The organism is Xanthomarina sp. F2636L (assembly GCF_026410195.1).
Taxonomy (GTDB): Bacteria; Bacteroidota; Bacteroidia; order Flavobacteriales; family Flavobacteriaceae; genus Xanthomarina.
In genome coordinates this window covers 17,124-39,565 of the sequence record NZ_JAPMLM010000071.1, presented here as the reverse complement: position 1 = coordinate 39,565, position 22,442 = coordinate 17,124, and the positions used below count along the sequence as shown (strand labels likewise).

The window sequence follows — 22,442 nt, the reverse complement described above, 5'->3', positions numbered from 1 at the left end:
ATACACTTCCTTAAAACATTTATTGAAGTACGAAGGGGAATTGAAACCTACTTGATAGGCAATTTCTGCCATGGTGGCATCGGAAGATTTTAACAATTGAACAGCCAGTTTTAAGCGTTGCGAACGTATAAATTCGCTAGTTGTCATGCCAGTAATGGCCTTTAATTTTCTGTGAAGTTGGGTTCGGCTTATTTGCATGTACTTGCAAAAAGTCTCACTTGTAAATTCTGAATTGCTAATATGTGTATCCAAAACCAATTGAAGTTTCTTTAAAAACTCTGTTTCTGTAGACGTAATGGCTAATTCTGGATTAATGGTTAACGTATTACTAAAGTGTTTTTGAAGTTTTATACGATTTTCAATCAATTTTTCGACTCTAATTTTAAGTTTCTCACTACTAAACGGTTTGGTTACATAAGCATCTGCCCCGGTTTTAAGACCTTCAATTTCATGATGCTCTCCTACTTTAGCCGTTAATAGAATGACTGGAATGTGACTGGTTAACTCGTTTGTTTTAATACCATGACAAAGTTCGATTCCATCTAATTCTGGCATCATAATATCACTGATAATTAAATCTGGAAGGTTTTCCTGTGCTTTTTCAAGTCCTATCTTTCCGTTTTCGGCTTCAAGAATATCATAGTTGTCAGAAAATATAGAGACAATAAAAGCGCGGATATCCGTTTCGTCTTCAACAATTAATAGACTTGATTTGTTGGTGTTGACTTCTGATATCAATTCATCTGTTTCTAATGAAAGGTTTTCAACTTTAAGCCTATCATAAATTTCTTCAGCAGTAAAAGCGTCTTTATTTATAGGAAGTGAAACGTTAAACTGTATTCTGTTTGCATCGATATTATTGGCTATAATAGTACCTTTAGAGAGAGTAACTAAATCGCGCACTAAGGCTAGGCCAACTCCTACGCCATCTGAAAGTTCATTATCTTGATAAAACCGTTGAAATAACTTACTCAAATCTTCTTTTCCAACTAGCTTACTAGAGTTTATAATTGATAATACCAACATGCCATCTAGATTAAGAGCATCAAAAATAATTTCACTGTTTTTTGGTGCATATTTTATAGCATTTGACAATAAATTAGAACTTACCTTTTCAATAACATCTGCATCAAACCAAACGTCTTTTAAATCGAAAATTTGATGTTTAATTGTAATGTTTTTCTGATTGGCTTGATACTGAAAAGCACTAACAAGCTGCTTAAATAAAATAGATAAATCTCCTCTCGAAACTCGAAGTTTTGTTTGTCCAGAATCTATCATAGACAAATCCAACATTTGGTTTACTAAATGAAGTAATCTGTCGGCATTTTGTTTTACTAAACTCAGTTCTTTTTTGTCGGTTTTGGAAAGGTCTGTTTTTGCTAATTGGTTATCTATGGGACCTGAAATAAGTGTTAGTGGCGTTCTAAATTCATGGGAAATATTGGTATAAAGCTTGGTTTTAAATTCGTCTAACTTTCTAAGTCGGAGAGTTTCTTCATATTCCAAACGCAGTTGATTTTTAACATGCCAACGCCATTTTAGATATTTATAAATACTTATAGCAAATAAAACACCTAACAATATATAAATTGTTTTAGCTAAATTATTGGCATACCAAGGCTCTAAAACGGTAAAAGAATACGTGGCTGGATTGGTATTCCAAACCCCATCGTAATTACTTGAAATAACTTGAAATTGATAATCATTAGGAGGTAAATTTGTATAATGAGCTACGTTATTGTTTCCAGAGGAAATCCATTGCTCATCATTATTTATCAATCTGTATTGATATTGATTACGTTCTGGTTGCGAAAAATGCAGAGATGAAAAAGTAAAGGTTACCGTGTTTTGATTATATTTTAATTCTAACTGTTTTTCTAGATCTTGTTCTTTACTAAAAACTTTAAAATTTGTAATTATTGTTTTGGGTTTTGTAGGATTAAAAACCAACTGATTGGGATTGAACCAATTTAAACCTTCTAATCCTCCAAAGTATAACATCCCATTAGCATCTTTAAAATAGGCGCCTGTATTAAACTCAAAAGCTTGCAAACCATCATAATTACTATAGTTTTCTATTTCATACTGCTCGTTTTTAAGATGAAAATTCGAGATACCTTTATTAGAACTCAACCATAAATTACCTTGGTTATCAGGCAAAATACCATAAATAACATTATTTGGCAGACCTTGGTCTTTGGTATAAGACGCTATTTTTTTAGTAGGAATATGATACCCTATTAAGCCATTTCCGTTGGTACCAATCCACAGTGTGTCTTTATTAAAATACAAGGATTTAATTGGATTTAAAACAATCTCAATATTTTCTATATGCTGTGTTTCTGTATCTAATTTAAAGATTCCTGCATCTTCGGTACCTATCCAAAAGGTGTTGGCTGTTCCTTTTTCTATAATTCGGATATTATTAGACGTGAGGTTGGAGTTTTCTTGATGAAACCCTTTTTCTATAATGCCTTTTTCTATATCAAATAAAAGAAGCCCATTGGTTCTAGTACATAACCATAATTTTCCATGTGATGCTTCAGATATTCTCCAAATAGTAAATATGTCTGTTTCTGGAAAGGAAATAATGTTTCCTGTTTTATCTAGTTTTTGAAGTCCTTGAGTTTGATGTCCAATCCATAAATGTTCATTGTAAAATAACAAACTCATTATTCGGTTGCTTTTCAACTTTGAATTATCAGTTGTCAAGGTTACAAACTCATCCTTTTTAATATTTATTTTTGTAAGTCCTTTTCCCGAAGTTCCCAACCAAATATCATTTTCATGAACTGCAATAGCACGACTAACATCTACATGAACTTCTCTAGGCATTTGGTTGTTTGTTAAAACATTAAATTTCACCAAATACTCATCAAAATAACTTAATCCTGCGCCATCTGTCCCTAACCAAATAGTTCCAGTAAAATCTTCAAACAAACTCAAAACATCATTATAATGTAAGGCATAAGGATCGTTTTTATTGGCCACAAAATGCTGAATTGACTCTTCTTTAAAATCAATAATATAAGCACCTTGGCCGTAAGTAGCAACCCATAATTTCTGGTGTTTATCTACCAATACGTCTTGAATAATTAAATTGGTAGGAAAACCTTCAGTTGCAAAGCCTTTAAACTGTTTGTAAGTCTTATTTGCTTTTGTTTTAATAAACAAGCCGTCTCCAAAGCTTCCTAAAAAAAGTGTTTCATTGTTTGAAGAAGTCAGAGCACTAAAGTTCGTGTCTTCAAAATTTGGAATTTGTTCTATACTATAAGATTTATCATTAATAATTACAACTCCTTTGGAACTAGAAGCTAGTTGTAGGTTTCCAAATTGAATTATATTGTAGATATCTAAAGATTTATCGCGTTCTTGAAGTAGTTGAAGCGTGTCTTTTGTTTTATGGTCTATTCTAAACAAGCCTTTTCCAAAAGTTCCGATAAGATAATCTAATGACTTTGTTTGAAAAATCACACTGGAATTCTGAAACTCTTTCTGATTTATAAAGCTATCTGTTGCTTCATGATATTTTTGAAGCTTCCCAGAAATACTAATAATCCATAACTGCCCAGATCTATCCACATAAATTTTTCCCAGCTTACTGTATTTTGGCCTGGTAACATCTTCAAACTGAAAATTGTAGTTGGTAAACTCTCTCCCATCGTATTTATTTAAGCCATCTTGTGTGGCAAACCACATAAACCCTAAACTATCTTGTGCAATACTTACCACACTGTTTTGCGAAAGACCTTGGGCAACAGTTAATTCTCTAAATGCAACTTGCTTGTTATTTTGTGAAAAAACAACAATAGGAAATAAAAAAAACATCAATAACTTTAAGTGACTCATGTACATATTTAATTGCCACTTAAAGTTACTAAATTGTTTTTGATTACTTATTTAAAGTTGAAGTAATTGCATGAACCATTAATTGTGCTCGCTCTCTCACTTGTTCTTCTGTCCAAGAAAGCTTAATTAAGCAAGAAATATTTCTAGCAATATAATGATCTGACTGTTCAAAGGTTTTAGTTTGAAGATATTTGAGTCCGCTTTTTACTTCAGATGAAATAGGGTATAATGATTTTATATCTTTTAAATGATTCCACTTTCTAATATAATGCCAGTTGTTATCGTAATAATGAAAACAGGCATCAACACCTGAATCTTTTAGAACTTTTGAAGCTTTTCTTGCAATATCTAAATCTGGTAAAAAGAAACTTAAAAACGAATAACTTTCCTCTCCTCCTTCTGGAACCGTTCTAAAAGTAATCTCTGGAATTGTAGAAAGTGCTTCACGAAGAATGCTATAATTTTTCTTTTGAATAGCTACAAATTCGTCTAAACGTCTTAGCTGTGCTAGACCTACAGCAGCGTGTAATTCTGAAATTCTAAAGTTATAACCTAAAAACGGATGCGTTTCTGCGCCACGATCATTACCTTTATGGTCATGCCCATGATCTGAAAAATGATCGGAGTTTGTATAAAATTTTTCGTTATTGGTTAATACTGCACCACCTTCGCCTGCAGTAATAATCTTTACAAAATCTAGAGACAAGCACCCTAAGTCTCCAATACTTCCCAAAGGTTTTCCCTTATAGGTAGCTCCTGTTGCTTGCGAAGAATCTTCAATTAAAATTAAATTATGTTTTTTACAAATAGCTTGTAAAGCATCCATATTAGCCATACTTCCACACATATGTACCGGCATAATGGCTTTGGTTTTAGGTGTTATTGCAGCTTCCACTGCTTTTGGGTCTAGCGTTAAGGTATTATCAATATCCACTAAAACAGGAACAGCTCCAAGCATCATGATGGCTTCAAAACTAGCAACAAAAGTAAATGTGGGCATAATAACCTCATCGCCAGAACCAATTCCTGCAGCAGCCATTGCAACAGAAACAGCTGCTGTTCCACTAGATACTACTTGTGCATGCTTTACTTGAAGTTTAGATTCTAAGGTTTTTTCTAAATCTTTAGCTTTCCAATGCCCTTTACGCATGCCATCAAAACCATAGCGCATAAGTATACCATTGTCTAAAACATCGTTTAATTCTTTTCGTTCTTTATCTCCAAATAATTCAAATCCTGGCATAATTTATTTTTTATAGATTTTATAATTCAATAACGCTATCTGAAATGTCTTTTCTAACTTTTTTGAAATCAGCAAACATATCGTCATTTGCTCTAAATCCTATGGGCAGTAATAAAACAGATTTCAGACCTTTTTTCTTCAAATTTAAAATATCATCATATGCATTGGGGCTAAAACCTTCCATAGGACAAGAATCTATGCCTTCAAGAGCACAAACTGTTAACATATTGCCTAGAGCTAAATAGGCTTGCTTAGTAGCCCATTCTTCTATTTGTTGTTGTGGTTTACTTTCAAAATCTGATATTAGAAAATCTCGAAATGGTTTTAATATTTTTTTTGGGGTTTGGCGCAAGTTATGAACACGATTGAAGTATTCTAAAACAAATTCTTCATCAATAGCTGTCTGTATACAAAAAACCAAAACATGAGATGCTTGAGCTACTTGTTGTTGATTCATGGAATGTTCAACTAATTCTGCTTGTAGTTTCTTATCTTTTATAACAATCAATTTTATGGGCTGTAACCCATAAGATGATGCTGTAAGGTTAAAGGCTTGATACAAAATATCTAACTTTTCTTTCGGGACTATTTTTTTATAATCGAATGCTTTTGTAGCATAACGCCATTGTAATTTATCAATAATATTCATAAATATTCTATAATAATAGACAAAAGTAAGGCTTGTAAATTGTTTCAACTAACGGAAAATCAAAATTATTGAAAGCTTTTAAAAATTCTTTTAAAAATTTCAGTTTAATTATTTGAAAGAATCAAAAAAGGATTCTATATTTGCACCCGCAATTAGGGAACACCTAATGAGACACACTGGAGAAATGGCAGAGTGGTCGAATGCGGCAGTCTTGAAAACTGTTGAGGGTCACACCTCCGGGGGTTCGAATCCCTCTTTCTCCGCAAAAACCCTTGTAAATACATGATTTACAAGGGTTTGTTTTTTAGTTGACAATAATAAAGATAGATACAGTTAAATCTAAACACATTTATTAACTTCATTTTAATTATTTTTCCTAAAATCTAACTACAATTTTTATATTTGTTTAGCATATCACTTAAAACATCTAGAATGTCTAATGGCACATTATCAAACTATTGTAAGCATAAAAGCACTTTAATTAAAATAGTCTTAACGTCCTTAATTATAATACTATTTTTTTCTGAAGAACTATACGCACAGTATCCAACAACAGAAATCAATAAGAAGTTTGAAGCATATACAGACAGCTTAAAACAGGTTAAATACACCAACACCTTCCCTATTTGGGGGCAAGAAGCCTATAAAAAGGGGTTCGACATTCCGTATCCAACTGGAGTTATGGTTAACTATATGTATGTAAAGCAAGGGCTTATTATTGATAATCTGCAACTTGGTTTACAAACTAAAAATTTAGATATCGCTTTAACACCTGTAGATTTTATTGAATTTGGTGATAATTATAGCTCTGCTCATACCGTCATGGTGAGGCCAGATCTTTGGATTTTCCCTTTTCTTAATGTGTATGGAGTTTTTGGATATGGACAATCTAAGACTGAAGTTAACTTAACCTTTCCTATAGAATTACAATCTATTGTGGAACAAAGTGTAAGAACCACAGGATTTGGTGTTACTGCTGCTGGTGGAGTTGGCCCCGTTTGGATAGCGCTAGACACTAATTTAACCTGGAATAAACCAGAACATTTAGATGAAGCCGTAAGAGTAACAACTTTTGGAATACGGGTTGGACATAATTTTGTTTACCAACACAAACCCTATCGAAATTTTGGTATATGGGTGGGCGCAATGAAAGTTAAGCTTGGATCTGAAACATTCGGTGAAATTCAAATGAAAGATATTTTTTCTCAAGAAGTTTTTGACAGAGGCAATGAAATAGCTACCAATTATTATCAATGGTTAAATTCTTTAGACCCTACAAACCCTATTGATGCAGCTAAAATTAACAAAGCCAACGAAATTTTAACTCCAATTGTAAATAGAATTGCAGGTGCTGACGGAGAGTCGATTATTCGTTATGGCATTGAGAAAAAAGCCAAACAAGAATGGAATGGCATTGTAGGTATGCAGTTCCAATATAATAAAAAATGGATGTTTAGATCGGAAGCTGGTGTTATTGGAGATAGAAAATCCTTTTTGCTATCTGTAAACTATAGATTCCTACTTTAGTATTTCAAAATTTAAAACATCATACAAACCTTAATTAAATAAAAACGTATGCTAAAGTTAAAACAGTGTAATATTATTTTTAACTCCTTAGTAAAAGTTACCTGTCTAATATGTATGTTAGTTCAATGCAAAAGTTATGCTCAAGACATAGAACCTAGACGTTGGAGTTCTATGCCCTTAGGAACCAATGTGATTGGGGCAGGATTTAGCCATGTATTTGGAAATATAGAATTTGATCCTGTTTTACAAGCAGAAGATGCATCAGTTACTGTAAACTCTTTAGCCTTTCAATATGTACGTCCGTTTAAAATTGGAAATAAACAGGCTAGAATTGATGTTTTATTGCCTGTTAGTTCTGCAAAATGGGAAGGACTTTTAAATGGAGAAGCTAGATCCATTTCTAGAACTGGTCTTGCTGATCCAAGGTTACGACTCTCTATTAACTTTATTGGTCCTAAAGCCATGACTATAAAAGAAATGCAAGAGTTTATGAAAGATAACCCAACTTACACAACTGTAGGTGCCTCGGTAGCGATTAGCTTCCCATTTGGACAATATTATGGAGATAAATTACTGAATTTAGGATCTAATACCTTTGTGTTTCGTCCTCAAATTGGAATGACGCATAATTGGAGCTCTTGGTCTTATGAACTATCAACTTCTGTATTTATTTATACAAATAATAACGATTTTTATATTGATCAAACTAAAAAGCAAAAACCTCTTTTTGCTATACAAACGCATCTAACCAAACAATTTAAACATCGCATTTGGACCACTCTAAGTTTTGGATATGGTTTAGGTGGAAACTCTATTGTAAACAGACAACATAAAGACGATGAACGTGGTAACTTTTTAGGAGGACTTTCTGCTGGAATGCCTATTTTCAAAAAACAAGCCATTAAAATAGCTTATGGAACAACGCTTACTTTAAAGGATATTGGTGCAAATACAAATGGTTTTATTCTGGGCTGGTCTACAATGTTTTAATTTCTTTATAAGCCTACCAGCATAGTTGATTTAAAAAATCATAGCCTTAATTTTCTATATCCATAACGCTTTAAAGCAAATGAATTAGAAAATTAAGGCTAAGATATGCTTAAAATAAGTATTAAAGTTTTATTATTTTTTTAGTACTAACGCCTTCATTTGAAATGATTTTAATAAAATAAATTCCAGATGAAAGTTCGTTTAAATAAATTATTCCTTTTTGTGATTGATTAAAACTTAAGGTTTTAATCATTTTTCCTCGTGCATCTAGAATTTGAATATCTTGTAGTTTTAATCCATTAACGGTTGAAATGGTCACTTGATTGACTGTAGGGTTTGGATAAATAGAAATATTAGACTCAAAACGCACTTCGTTTGTAGAAAGAACCTCACTTTCATATAATTTTACATTTCTAAAAAAAGAAGTGGCATCATTATACCTTCCTCCTCCAGGATAAAAGTAACCACCATACCAAACTTCACTATATGTATCATTACCAGCTGTAAAGAAAAGGTAAGATGCATTCCCATTATATAAATTACCAATTGGTATGGTATAATGTTTATACGAAAACAAATCAGTGTCTTGATAGGTGTCGTAATCTACATTATAATTAGCCGTTGGAGTAACAATTTCTGTTCCATATAATTTATAGGCTAAAATAGGATCTAATTGCAAATCATTATCTATTCCGATATAATGAGTCTCACCGTCTATAGTGCTTTTAAAGTCGAATTCTAATATAGTGTTTGGTGTTATATTATAATTTAAATTAATGGCCTTCCATCCATTTACAGACACATGAATAGTAGCACCTTGATCGTAATTAATAGTTACACCATTATCTTCGGATGCATCGTAAGATAAAACTGTTTCTGAATTAAAGTTAATTATAGGCAATAAGGGGTCGCAAGCATCAATTGCATTTGGATTGGCATCTACATTAACATCTGGAAAACCATTGCATGCATCTAAATCGTCGCAAATACCATCTTCATCACTATCGTTAAAATAGCTGTTAGGACACGTATCGCAGGCATCTGGAATTAAATCTGAATCGGAATCTACACCATCTGTGCAACCATAAAGAGTGGTTAAAACGTTATTTACAGACCATAAATTATTTCTGTCTGCAACCGATGAGTTTAAAGCAGCTTCCATTCGGGCTTTTTGACCTTCAGTAAACATAGCATAAGTGGCAGAGGTATAATCCATCATATTAGTATAATTATCCTTAGTACTGCAATTAAAAACTGTTCCAACTCCTGGGAAATAATCTAAATCGCTTAAAGAGTTTCCTTTAGTATTAGGCGTATCTGCAACAGAGTCATCAAGATTACAATAATATGAATTTCCATTTCCACCAGCATTGGCCCAAATGTGATAAACATTTAACCAATGTCCAACTTCATGAGATAAGTTATGATACCAAGTTTGCCACATTTCTCCATGCTCACCAAAAGCCCAAGCAGACATAACGTGGCCATCTAAATAAGCATTTGCTGAACCATCTACACTTGGAGGAAATGTTGCAAACCCAGAACTTGAACTACCTGTCCAGGATTGAGCTACAACATAAATATTAAAATAGTTTTCTCTTGGCCAATGATACATTAATCGCATGTTACTATTATCACCTTGATACGTATATGTAGCATCTACTTGTCTGTCAATACCATTTGTAGCATTGCCATCTGGATCAAATTTAGCCAAAACAAATTTTAATTTTTTACCTGTAAAAGCACCTCGCACAGCAACAAAATCTGGATCTATATTTTGGTCGAATGCAGATTCACCTGCATAAAATATATTTAACATCTCTATGGCTCTTTCTACAGCTTTATCGGAAATATTTTCGGGTCCATTGTTGTGTATTATATGAACCACAACAGGTATAATATAATCATATCCGATTTCTAATCCACCAATATTAGAAGCTCTTTCATGGGAGGAAGATGGAATAAAATTTCTAGTAAACTCTTCTAATTCTTGATAAGATGGATTATTTTCAGGTCTTAATGAAGGGTCTTCATTAAAAATTTTTTGTTGGTATTCGTCCTGAGCACAATGCTTTTGTGCAGACAAATTATAACAAACAAAAATGCTAAGTAAAAATAGAATGTTTTTCAAAATAGTAGTTTTAAGATTAATAATTCACTTAAAAAATGTTGCTCTTCAATTAAGATTTTTTTTAAAATCAATTTTGAATAGCAAAAATTTATATAAACCATAGCTTGATAACTATAGCTATAAACGCTACTATTATGAAAAAGAGGGATATATTATATCTTGGGACATATCAAATATAATAAAATTCACCTAAAAAAAGATAATAGAGGACAAAAACAAACTTAAAAATTATATTGTTTTAAATACGGATGTAACATAAAGCTAAATTAGTGAACATTATTAGTGCAACGGGCTTTGTGTACAAGGACAGTTACTAATACCTTGTAAGAAGTCTAATCCTATAGTTATCATATGGGTTCCTGAATTATATCCTGCCAAATCGTTTACCGTAATTTGATAAGAATAAGCAAAATAAAAGTTTGATTTCTTAATTCCTGCCATGGGTCCAACATTTAAAGGATTGAAAAACTGATCATTAAGAAAACGATACGAAATACCTCCCCAGAAATAATCTTCTCTCCTATCGTACTTTCTAACTTTAATATTTAAATCTGTACTGGAACGGTTATCACTATCAAAATATTGGAAAAACACCGATGGTTCAAATTCTAATTTTTTATTTTGTTTACTCTGAATAGTTAGTCCTGTGTATACTTGATAGTTTAAAAGTAAATCAGGTTCTACTCCAACATAATCATCAATATCTTTAGGTAGCAGGTTATTTGCATTTAAACTGAAATAAAAACCTTTATTTCTGTATAAAACACCTACATCAAAATTGTTATTCGAGATGGCTCTATCATCTGTAACTCTTGGATCGATAATAGGTGTTTCATATGTTGGTCTAAATTCATCAATATCTATTCTAAAGCTATTCAAGTTATACGAAATTCCAAAAGATAAATACTGCTTGGAATAATAATCCAATATAAGGTGATGTGCAAACGAAACTTTCAATCCTTTCTGTACAGTATATCCATTTTTATCATTATATAATGAAATCCCTATTCCTGAACGGTCTGCAATTCTAAAATCGGCATAAATAGATTGGTTATCTGGAGCATCTTTAATACCCACCCATTGTGTCAATCCGTTAGCTCTAATTTTAAGATTATCGCCTATTCCCGCATATGTTGGAGAAATAACAAAAGGATTGTCTGCTAAATATTGGGTATATACAGGTAAATTTAACTCTTGGCTATAACCATATGTTACGACTAATAAAAGAGAGTATATAATTAGTTTTTTCATTTTGTTTCGTTTTAATTTTTAGACAATAACCTTCTTAATTATCTGTAAAGTGTGAAATGTCCAACAAAATTTCTATTGTCTTTAGAATCATTCAATCTTACCACATACCAGTAATCTCCAGTAGGAAGTTCCTTTCCTTGATACGTTCCATCCCATGTTTCTCCAACTCTTAAGGTTGCGATTTTTCTACCATAACGATCGAAGATATCGAAATCAAGATTTGGATAGTGAGTAACACATCCAGGAGCCCAACCATCTAGAATACCATCCCCATTAGGCGTAAAATAATTTGGAATACACACATCCACATAATCAAAATGTCTTGAAGCAATAGCAACACAGCCATTACTATCTGTAACCGTTACAGTATATGTTCCAGATTCTGAAATAACAAACACATTGGTGCTTCCATAATCTTCTCCATTTAACGTGAATACATAGTCTCCAGAACCTCCAGTTGCAGTTGCTATAATTTCGTTTATTTCGCCATCGCTTAGAGCCAAGGTTAAGGGATCGAAAGATGTTATATCAAAAAGTTCAGTTCTTTGTATACAACCATTAGTATGTCTTACATCAATATAATGTCCAGTTCCTGGAGTGACATCTATAAACACATTACTTAACTGATAAGGTCCTCCATCTAAAGAGTAATCTAAATCGTCTAGGTTTGTAATGCTATCATCTACAATAACCGTAACTATATTACTTGAAGCATTATCAACACAAGCATATTCAATCTCAACTATAGGATTGATTCTTACTGGTTCTGCCATGTCATTGACCTCCACTTCAGACTCACACCCAAAACTATCTCTTACATAAACAATATGCTGTCCTCCACTTAATCCAATAAAATCAAACTGAGTTTGGGTAGCAGTTCCTGTTGTATAAGGTCCACCATAGCTATCAAGACTTACAGAATAAGGAGGTGTTCCTCCAGAGATATCAATGCTAAACTCTCCATCTAAATCTCCTTCACAAACCTCATCGATTACAGATAGAGGATCTACTACTATAAAGATTGGTGCAGGTTCTGTAATAGTGAAATTAAGAGTTAAATAACAGCCTAATTCATCTTGAACAATCACATCATACGTTCCTGGTTCTAAGTTTTCAAAAACATTAGTATCGAAAAACTGATCCAATTGAGGTGAAATAGCATATTTAATAACGCCTGTTCCTCCAGAAGCATTTATAGTTATAGACCCATTATTTGCGCCAAAACAAGTTACATCCACAACTGTAAAAGGTGCAATTAATGGTGCAGAAGGCTCTGTTATTTCAATTGGAGCCGACGTTGTTAAACAATCGCCACTTTCCACTTGAACCACATAAGTTCCTGCTAATAGTTCAGTAAATACACCTGGGCTAGTTTGTGTAGCTGGAATGGTATTTCCAGAGGTATCTTGTAAAATGTACACATAACCTCCTAATCCACCTTCGGCTGAAGCCACAATGACTCCAGTAGCATCTCCAGCACAGTTAATAACGGCATTGGTTAAAGATAAATTCAAGATTAAATCTGGTAATGGATCTATGGTAATCTCATTCGATACAATAGCAATACAACCATTAGCATCTTGCACATAATATTCATAAGTTCCAACAGGAACAGTAAATGTTGTTGACGTTGCAAACGACCCTAAAATTGGTGTAAAAGTACTATTTGCACTATACGTATACGGACCAGTTCCTCCTGTAGCACTCAACGTAAGTGTTGCTTCTGTTAAACAGGTTTGAGACGTTGCTTTTACCAAGCTCGCTTGAATTGGCGTAGGTTGCGTAATAACAATATCTGCTGAAGTAAAACTACAGCTATAAGCATCTGTTACAACTACTTGATAAGTCCCCACTCCTAAACCTCCAAATATTGGAGACGTTTGAGGTCCTGAAGAACTTACAGTTGGTGAAAGCATATTCAGCGTATATAAATAATCGCTTCCAAAACCACCAGTAGTAGAAGTTACCGTAATGGTTGCATTGGTATCATCAAAACAAGATAATAAAGTAGCACTTGGAGTGACAATAGCATCTATTGGAGTTGGAATATCTAGAGTTACCGTATCTGAAGCGATACAACCTCCGGCATCCATAACATTTACGGTATAGGTTCCAGCTGCTAAGTTTTCAAAAGTACCATTTGCTGAATAAGCTACTGTAGCTGCTCCAGTTAATTCGTATTGATATGTTCCCCAACCTCCTGTTGCAGTTGCAGTAATGGTTCCTAAGTCGTTTGTACAAGTTACATTCGACGTTTCTAAAGCCACAACAGCTAAAGGTTCTGTAGGAGATGTAATAGTAACCACATTGGTTGTAACAGAACAGAAAGGGCTTGCAGTTTCGGTAATTTCAACGGTATAATTTCCAGCTGATAATCCTGAAATAGCTTGTGGATTTGTACTTGTGTCTGCTGCAATTGGTCCTAAAACAGATGTTCCTGAACTATTAAAAACTTCATAAGTATAAGTCCCTAAATAACCACTCACGTGAATATCTAAAGCTCCATCAGTATCTCCAAAACAAGTAACTGCTGTAGTTGCTGTAGCTAAGGCTTCAACCGTATCAAATGGAGCAACAGTATAAGCTGCAGTTGCAATGGTACATCCGGTATCTAAATCGGTTACTAAGAAATAATAATCTCCTGGTAACAAAATATCAAAAACATTAGAAGTCTGTGGCAGTCCATCTGGCAACATTTGATACTCAAAGTTTCCAGAACCTCCTGTTACTGTAATAGCTATAGAACCTGTATTATTACAATCTATAGGAGTTGCTTCGGAAACTGTTGCAGCCGTCAAGGTTGGTAATGGCAAAATGGTTACAGTATTTGTTGCAATACACCCATTAGTATCTTTTACATAAATACTAATAGTTTGTGTACTTCCTGTATCGATAATATCGAAAACATTCGTATCAAAATAATTAATTCCATCTAAACTATAAGAGAAAGGAGCTGTTCCACCACCCTCGGTAAGTGTTAAAAGAGAGGTGTTAACTGATCCATCTGCCGCACAAGCAAAATCGGTTGCAGTTCCGGACAATGTCAGTAAAGCAGGTTCCCCAATTGTAACATCCATCGTATTTGAACATCCTCTTCCAGAATTTACCTGAACAGTATAGGTTCCTGCTGCCAATCCTGTAAACACATTCGAACTTTGAGGTGCGACAACTATTGGAGCAGTAATTTCATAAGTATAAACTGGATTATCATTCCCTGCATCTAAGTTTACAGTAATAACACCTTCGTTACTTCCATTACAACTTACATCAGTTACCGATGTCGTAAAGCTAACTGGGGTTGCAGCATCTAGAGTGATGCTGGCATCTTCAGAACAAAGCGTTGTAGTATCAGTAATAGTTACCGTGTAAATACCTGATGGCACTCCAGAAAACACATTCCCTGTTAGAGTTATTGAAGCTGGATTTGGACTGATACTATATGAATACGTTCCTGTACCTCCAAGAGCTGTAACTGTAATTTCTCCATCATCATCAGAACATGTTGTTATTCCTGTTATTGTCGGAGTAATTCCTAATGGAGGTTCAATATCTACACTAACCATGTTTTCACACCCATTTACATCTCTCACTACTACTGTATGAGTTCCAGAGGTTAAATTCTGAATGGTAAATGGCGCTGAGAATGTTTGGAATGCACCTCCATCAATACTAAACGTATAAGGTGGCATTCCTGCAGTTGTTAAACTCACGTCAATTTCAAAATCACCTTCAGCAGTATTACATTGGTTATTTACTGTTGCTGCAATTATTGGAGAAGGATCCATAGGTAATACTAAAACAGGTGTTGTTTTAATACATCCGTATGCATCCATCACATGAACATAATAACTATTTGCATCCATATTAAACGTACTTGAAGATGCCCAAAATGGATCGGTTGAAGTTGGCGCCGTTGCAGTAGTTGTTATTTGATACATGTATGGTGGCGTTCCATCCATAGCAATAGCACTTATAACACCAGAACCTGGATTACAATTAGCATTTTGATCTACTGTAGCTGTTAAATTTAATTCAAAAGCAGATTCAGTTATATTAAAAGGAATAGTAACTACACTACAACCGGTATTTGGTCCAGAAGTTTCGCTAATTAGAACAAAATAATTTCCAAAAGATAACGGACCTAAATTAGTAATTGGTAAAGAACCATTTGCTGGTACGACTCCTGTTCCACTTATTCCTGTTGTTACTAAGGATAAGGAATCGAATATTTCATAAGTTACATTAGTCGCAGTTGCATACGTGCTATTTATAGTAAAGGATACGTTTCCGTCCGCACTTCCTGTACAAGTAATATTATTTGCAATAACTGCTGTCGCTGTTAATGTAGAATTTGTTGGAATTGGACTGGTAGCTGTTTCATAATAACTACATCCAGTAGAATCATCATACACAATAAACGTATAGGTTACTCCTGGAAGTAAATTAGAAAATGTAGCACTTCCTGGAGTAAGTTCTGGAATCCATGATCCTCCCGGAGGTGTTCCAGTTGCAGGATAAATACTAAAGTAGAAAGGACCAGAACTAATTAAAGTTGTACCAATAGTCACTATAGCTTCCCCTCCTGAAAGACAATCAGCTATGGCAGTAATATTAATATCTAAATCGTCTGGTGGTGATGCCACAAGCACATCCTGAACTAAAACTGAACAACCATTTGCATCTACAACGTTAATTTGATACAAACCAAAATCTACCACATCAAAACTTACAGATGTTGTTCCTGCATTATTAAGTTCTGAATTATTATAGCCATTAGTACCAGTTACAAAATAATTATAAGGCGCCGTTCCTCCTGTTACTCCATCTATAATCACTGATCCCTGAGAAACTCCACTTGGACTACAAGTAATTGGAACAGCATGATAATTAACAACTATAGCTGAAGGTTCTGCAATAATGATAGTTTCAGTATCTGTACAAGAATTATTATCTGTTAAAGTTATGGTATAAGAACCTGCAGATAAACCGGATGTTTGAGTTCCGTAATCAACTCCTGTAGTCGTGTTATATACATTAATAACATAAACTGGTTCTCCAACAGTCGTATTTATTACAACATCTATGGCAGCATTTTCATCTCCATGACATAATATTGGTTGCGTCTGTGTTACTGAAAGAATTTCAGGTAAGGTAATGGCATCAATTGTATTGACAGTTGATAGGGCCGTACAACCTTGAGCATCTGTTATTTGAAATTGATAGGTTCCATCAACTGCTGTTGTGTAGGTAAATGGTGAACCTGTAGTTCCTAAGTTAGTAAATGCTCCTCCATTTATAGATACTTCATAGGTAAATGGTGCATATCCACCAGAAATAGTTCCAGTAATTAAAGCATCTGGAGATGCTGTGCAATCTAAGTCTTTAGTAACAATAGTATTAACTAATAATTGAGCTGCAATCGTTTCTGCAGGTAAAGTAAAAGTACACCCATACGCATCTCTAACGATTATGGTATAGGTTCCAGGTACTAAATTATTAAAAATGTTATTTGATGTATATGGTGCGCCATTAATACTAAACTGATAAGGTGGTTGACCACCAGAAGCAGTGACTTCAAGAGTTGCAGCATTGGTTGCATCATAACAATAATCTGAAGTCACACTTATCGTTGCTGTAGGACTTATTGGTACTACTAAATCAAAGGTAGTTGTTACCGTACATCCATATGCATCAATTACTGTTGCTGTATAAGTTCCTGTTTGTATTAAATTTACAAAAGTATTACTAGCTTGTGCAGGAATTATGGTACCATCTGGCAACGTAATACTATAGGTATTTCCTCCCCATCCTCCAGTAGCATTAATAACAACTTCCCCACTCCTATTACAGGTTATTGGACTGATAGTTGTTGAAATACTTAAAGCCGAAGTTGGTTCATCTACAGTTAAAGTTGCAGTTGCATCACAATTGGTTGTTGTATCTGTAACAACAATCGTATAGCTTCCAACAGCTAAACCTGTTAAAATTATTGGAGATGTTCCTGTAGTTGAACTTCCTCCATTTATGGTATATGTAAATCCTGTAGAACCAGATACTGTAAATTGAATCGATCCATTAGAATCTCCGAAACAAGTCACATCATTAATACTCTGTCCAACAACTGATAAGGCAGGTAGTGGATTAATAGTATAGGTTTCAGTATAGGTACAATCGTTCTCATCAATAACTTGGAAAGTGTAAGTTCCAGGTGCTAAATCAGCAAATACATTTGAAGTTTGATATGGAGTCGCATCTGCGGCTGGAGCAGTAATTTGATATTGTAAGGTTCCAAAACCTCCTGTAGTTCCTGTAATAGTTATGGTTGAAGTATTCAACGGACAACTTAAAGGAGAACTACTAAAGGTTAAATCTGTTGGAGGGTTTAAGGCATCTATAGTAATAGAATCTGCAATAAAAACACATCCGCTATCATCTTGAATAGTTACTGTATATGTTCCAGTTGATAGACCGGAAAATGTGTTTCCAGATTGGAAAGTTACACCATCAATACTATAGCTGTAAGGTGGTGTTCCACCAGATACTCCAGATACGGTTATTTCTCCATTATTGATACAAGTATATGGTGTGGTTAAAGTAACCGTTCCTGTTAATGGATCGCTTTCTGTAATTGTTATAGTTTGAGGATCTGTAAGACAAACATCAGGTCCAGTTGTATATTGAACTACTACATCGTAATCTCCAGCATTAAGCGCTGTAAATACATTAGAGCTCACAAAAGTAATACCGCCATCAATACTATACATCAAGCTATTACCATTTGGATTGGTAACATTTATTGTTATGGAACCAGTAACGGAACCAGCACATAAGATATTTGTTTGATCTACTGTAAATTCAGGTGCTAAAGAAGCTTCAACTGTAATAGACGTTGTTGTTTCACAGTTATTAGAATCTATAACAGTGATATTAAAGACTCCAGGCGCTGTAACAACAATTTCCGGAACTGTTTGGAATACAGTAGTACTGTTTACAAAGTAAAAATAAGGAGGAGTTCCTCCAGTAGCATACACAGTAATCTCACCATCAGAACAGGTTAACGGACTTGTAAGAGCCGAAGTAGCTGTTAATATTGGAGGTTCAATAATTTCAACATCTTCTGTATGTGTACAGCCATCTTCAGTTTCAACAATAGTTGTATAGATTCCAGGGTTTAAGTTTGAAAAAGTATAGTTGTTTTCAGTAATTGGACCTACATTATTTATTAAGGTTGCGCCATCGTAGATAGAAAAGAAATACTGTGGTTCAACATCGTTAGCTGCCAATGTAATACTTCCTTTATCTCCATAACATAATGGTTGTGCTACATCAATTGAAACTGTAAAATCTCTGGCTCTAATTTGTACATCTGGAACAGTAAAAATACAAGGATTTGTAGTGGCTCCTAATTGTCTGATAAAAATAGTATAAGTACCTGCAACTGTAACTGTAAAAATATTACTTGATTGGTAAGTAACACCATCGATACTATACTCATATCCAGTTGGCACACCCCCCACAGTTATCTGTCCTGGGGTTGTACATATAATATCATTGCTTGTAACCGTTGGGTTTAATACGTTTTGATATACGTTAAAATAATACTGATTAAAACAACCTCCTTCGTAATTCAGGGTTAATCTAAACTGTCCAGAAGTATTAGCATTATAAGTTGGACCAGTTCCTACCTGATTCCAGGTACATGCAGCATTTTCATTAGCACAGTCTGTATTACTTACAGGTGCACAACTTCCCTCGTCTAATTGTTCCCAGATAATTGATGACGCATCGGTTATATTTGTTTCAATTAATCTGAAATCATTTCCACCACATAAAAAGATATTAGGTAATAGTTTTCCATCATTAGGACAAGTAACAATTTCATCTGCAAAAGGAATAACTGGATTGACTATCGTAGTTCCTCCATAATTTGTAACAAAAAATGTTTGATCTATAGACTGACAAGGTGCTAAAGCTGTATTATGAACATAATATGTTCCTACGGTATTAACTGTAATGGTTTGAGTTGTTCCAATTACAGGCGTTCCAGTTGGACTGGTCGACCAAGAATAAGAGTCGTAACCATTAGCTGCTGTTAATTGGACAGTATCTCCACATAGGATGACATTTTCTGTAAATTCACAGTCTAAATCAACTAAAAAGTTTGTTGCTTGTGGGGTTATTAAACAACCCGTATTACTATTTAAACTAGGATCGTCTGTAATTAAAAAATTAGGGTTTTCTATTCCGCTATAAGTTGCAAAAGCTTGATTATTGACAATATTAGAACAGGCATCTGCTAACTGATTACAACTATCAACCACTTGTGCGTGAATTCTAATTTCAGTAACAGGATCTCCTTGCTCAACAATAGAATTGTCTACACTAAACACAATTTCTCTAGTGGCTGGTGTATAACTAACAACAGTGACACCTGGAGGTAATATCCCTAAATCGGCAGGATAATTAAAAATAATATTTACTGGAAGAATGTCTCTAATAATTAAATTATTAGCATCATCATTACCAGAGTTATGAAATCCTATTATATAATTTAAAGGTTGTCCAAGACCTATATTTAGACCTCCAATATCGTTTCCAAGATCATCTTCAACAATTTTGGTAAGGACGATTCTAGGTTCTATAATATCTACAGCAAAAGCACAAAAATAGGCGAAATACTGATCTTGATTACTTTCCAGTCTTATGGTTGCAGTTGTGTCTCCGTTTCCAATAACCGTGTTTCCGGGATTAGGAACCACCATAACTCCAGTATCAAAACCTAGAGTATTGGTACTATTAGGAACTCTATTATTTACAGGTAAAGCACTTAATTGAGTTACCGACGAATTAAAGAAGTTATTTGCAGGACGATCTACGGCAGACATAGTCACCCCATTTAATATCAACCTGTCATTTTGAATTGGACTATCTCCTTCTAAAGCAGCAAATGCAAAATTTGCTCTTACTGGAATTGGAGCCGGAACTGTACGAAATCCAGATACTGGAATATCAACATCAACAGCACTATTTATAGAACTAAACCCATCAAAACTCGTAATCGATTTCCCTGGTAAAGTTGGGTCTTCAAAAACAATAAAAAGCGACCAACCAGCCGAGTAACCTGTCCCGTTATAAGGACTAAAAGTAGAGGTTTCTCCAACAGCTGTAGAAACATTACCAACAGTGTAGGTTCCTAAATTATTTGCTAAACCTGCAACAATGGAAGTAACATCCGCATAACAAGAATATGGATAACTGTTTCCTGTTTCTACACCATTGGCTTCATAAACTACAGTTCCAACAATATCATTATATCCTCCTGTGGGTCCTTTAAACCTAACATTGGTTATTGGCTCATTACCATTGGTAACAGCTCCCCAATATAAACCTGCATGAACAATTTGATAACATCCGGGATTTGGAATTTCCAAATCTGCACTCGTAGAATTAAAAGTAGAGGGATCGCCATCTATGTCAATATATTGCATATCAACATTGTGATTGTAAACAGAATTATTGTTAAATGGATCGTTACTAGGCCCAAGAATATTATTTCCTATGAGTCGAATATCTCCTTTTAAATCTCTATTAAATCTTGGTGTGAAGGGCACAAAGTTTTGAGCAATGGTTTGCATGCTCATGAGCAGGATAATTGCAACAATGCCAATCTTAAAAAAAGTAGGTTTTTTCATGATATTTTAATTTATATAAACACTCAATCTTAATATGGGGCAATATCAAGATCAAATGGGGGCTTTCATTGTTTTCTTAATTCTCTATTTTAACAACAGACATTTTTTCATTATATGGTTTATTTCCTTTATTATCTATGGCATTCATAGCCTGTTCTACGTAATCAAATTTTTGGTAATAAATAAAGTATTTACTAGAGTTAACATCATAAAAGAAATTGATGTTAGCTTGTCCAGTAGAAACAACTTTCTCTAAAAATTCATCTCTATCTTTAACATTTTCATGAACAGCAATAATCATATAGTAGCCATTATCAACATTTTGAACACCTTTTAAAATACGCACATTACTACTCTGCTCTTCACCAAAATTAAAATCTTCAACAGTTAAAGGCACCGTGCTTAAAGGCGTGCTGTTTTTAATTCTTTCTAAACTAGCCATATCCTTATTGTATTTATCCTTCTCATTGTCGTAAAGAGCACGTTTAATTCGTCTTTTTCTTTCTATTTCTGTCGCAACATTAATGGTTTCTAAAGTAGAAACTAAGCCTGCTCTTGTTCTTTCAGATTCTGCTTGTTCTGCTTTTAAGGCCTGAATAGTTTCTAAATAATACTGACTCGTTTCATCATTTTTATTGGAAGCTTTTTTATTTCGTTCATTATATAAATTTTCTAATTCTGTAATGGTTTTATTACGTTCTGTAATTACAGCATCTAAATCTGACTTGATAGCTTCCAAAGCTCTGTTTTCTGCAGAAATACTTTTAAATGGTTTTGGCTCTAGATATATGCCTTGCTCACTTAAGTCGTTTTCTTCTTTTAAGTCTTTAAGATCTTTTTCTTTCGTAAGAACAACTTCATTTAATCTAATAAGTAAGGCATCCTGAGCTTCTTTAAAATCTTTAGTTTCTTCTGTCAATGTAAACATCGACTTAGCTAAAGCATCTTTTTGAGTTATTTCTAAATCAGCTGCTGCTTCAGCTGCTAATCTAGCTTCTTCATCTGCTTGTGACTGGGCTGCTGCTTCAGCCGCTAATCTAGCTGCTTCATCCGCTTGTGCCTGAGCTGCTGCTTCAGCCGCTAATCTAGCTGCTTCATCTGCTTGTG

Annotated in this window: 9 protein-coding genes and 1 tRNA gene; 3 read left to right on the top strand and 7 right to left on the bottom strand. The window is 34.1% G+C overall.

All coding sequences use genetic code 11. From position 1 onward, the window contains the following. The 3 genes from OS191_RS13645 to OS191_RS13635 form a co-directional block, all read right to left on the bottom strand. The coding region (locus OS191_RS13645; protein ID WP_267156271.1) for a hybrid sensor histidine kinase/response regulator at positions 1–3,852 on the bottom strand (3,852 nt) is incomplete at its 3' end. A 43-nt stretch (positions 3,853–3,895) separates the two neighbouring features. Then, positions 3,896–5,095, bottom strand: coding sequence for a DegT/DnrJ/EryC1/StrS family aminotransferase (locus OS191_RS13640; protein WP_267156270.1), 1,200 nt, complete (start codon positions 5,093–5,095; stop codon positions 3,896–3,898). A 19-nt stretch (positions 5,096–5,114) separates the two neighbouring features. Next, positions 5,115–5,744 carry an NAD(P)H-dependent oxidoreductase gene (locus OS191_RS13635; RefSeq protein WP_267156269.1) on the bottom strand — a complete coding sequence of 210 codons (630 nt, stop codon included), beginning with the start codon at positions 5,742–5,744 and terminating at the stop codon, positions 5,115–5,117. A 178-nt stretch (positions 5,745–5,922) separates the two neighbouring features. Between OS191_RS13635 and OS191_RS13630 the strand changes: the two genes are divergently transcribed. From OS191_RS13630 to OS191_RS13620, 3 genes are all read left to right on the top strand, one after another. Next, positions 5,923–6,007 (top strand) — tRNA-Ser (locus OS191_RS13630). Positions 6,008–6,176: 169 nt separating this feature from the next. After that, positions 6,177–7,271, top strand: coding sequence for a hypothetical protein (locus tag OS191_RS13625; RefSeq protein WP_267156268.1), 1,095 nt, complete (start codon positions 6,177–6,179; stop codon positions 7,269–7,271). A gap of 48 nt (positions 7,272–7,319) precedes the next feature. Beyond that, complete coding sequence (locus tag OS191_RS13620) at positions 7,320–8,261, top strand: transporter (protein ID WP_267156267.1); 942 nt, start codon at positions 7,320–7,322, stop codon at positions 8,259–8,261. 121 nt (positions 8,262–8,382) lie between these two features. Here OS191_RS13620 and OS191_RS13615 read toward each other — a convergent pair whose 3' ends face one another. The 4 genes from OS191_RS13615 to OS191_RS13600 all read right to left on the bottom strand — a co-directional run. Further along, entirely contained in the window at positions 8,383–10,392 is a 2,010-nt protein-coding gene (locus OS191_RS13615; RefSeq protein ID WP_267156266.1) for a M43 family zinc metalloprotease, read from the bottom strand. A gap of 279 nt (positions 10,393–10,671) precedes the next feature. After that, a complete protein-coding gene (locus OS191_RS13610; RefSeq protein ID WP_267156265.1) occupies positions 10,672–11,643 on the bottom strand; it encodes a PorP/SprF family type IX secretion system membrane protein in 972 nt (323 codons plus the stop codon). A 38-nt stretch (positions 11,644–11,681) separates the two neighbouring features. Then, positions 11,682–21,335, bottom strand: a complete 9,654-nt coding sequence (locus tag OS191_RS13605) for a T9SS type B sorting domain-containing protein (RefSeq protein WP_267156264.1) — start codon at positions 21,333–21,335, stop codon at positions 11,682–11,684. 76 nt (positions 21,336–21,411) lie between these two features. Then, positions 21,412–22,442 (bottom strand): sprD domain protein (locus tag OS191_RS13600; RefSeq protein ID WP_267156263.1); only part of this gene is annotated, 1,031 nt, incomplete at its 5' end.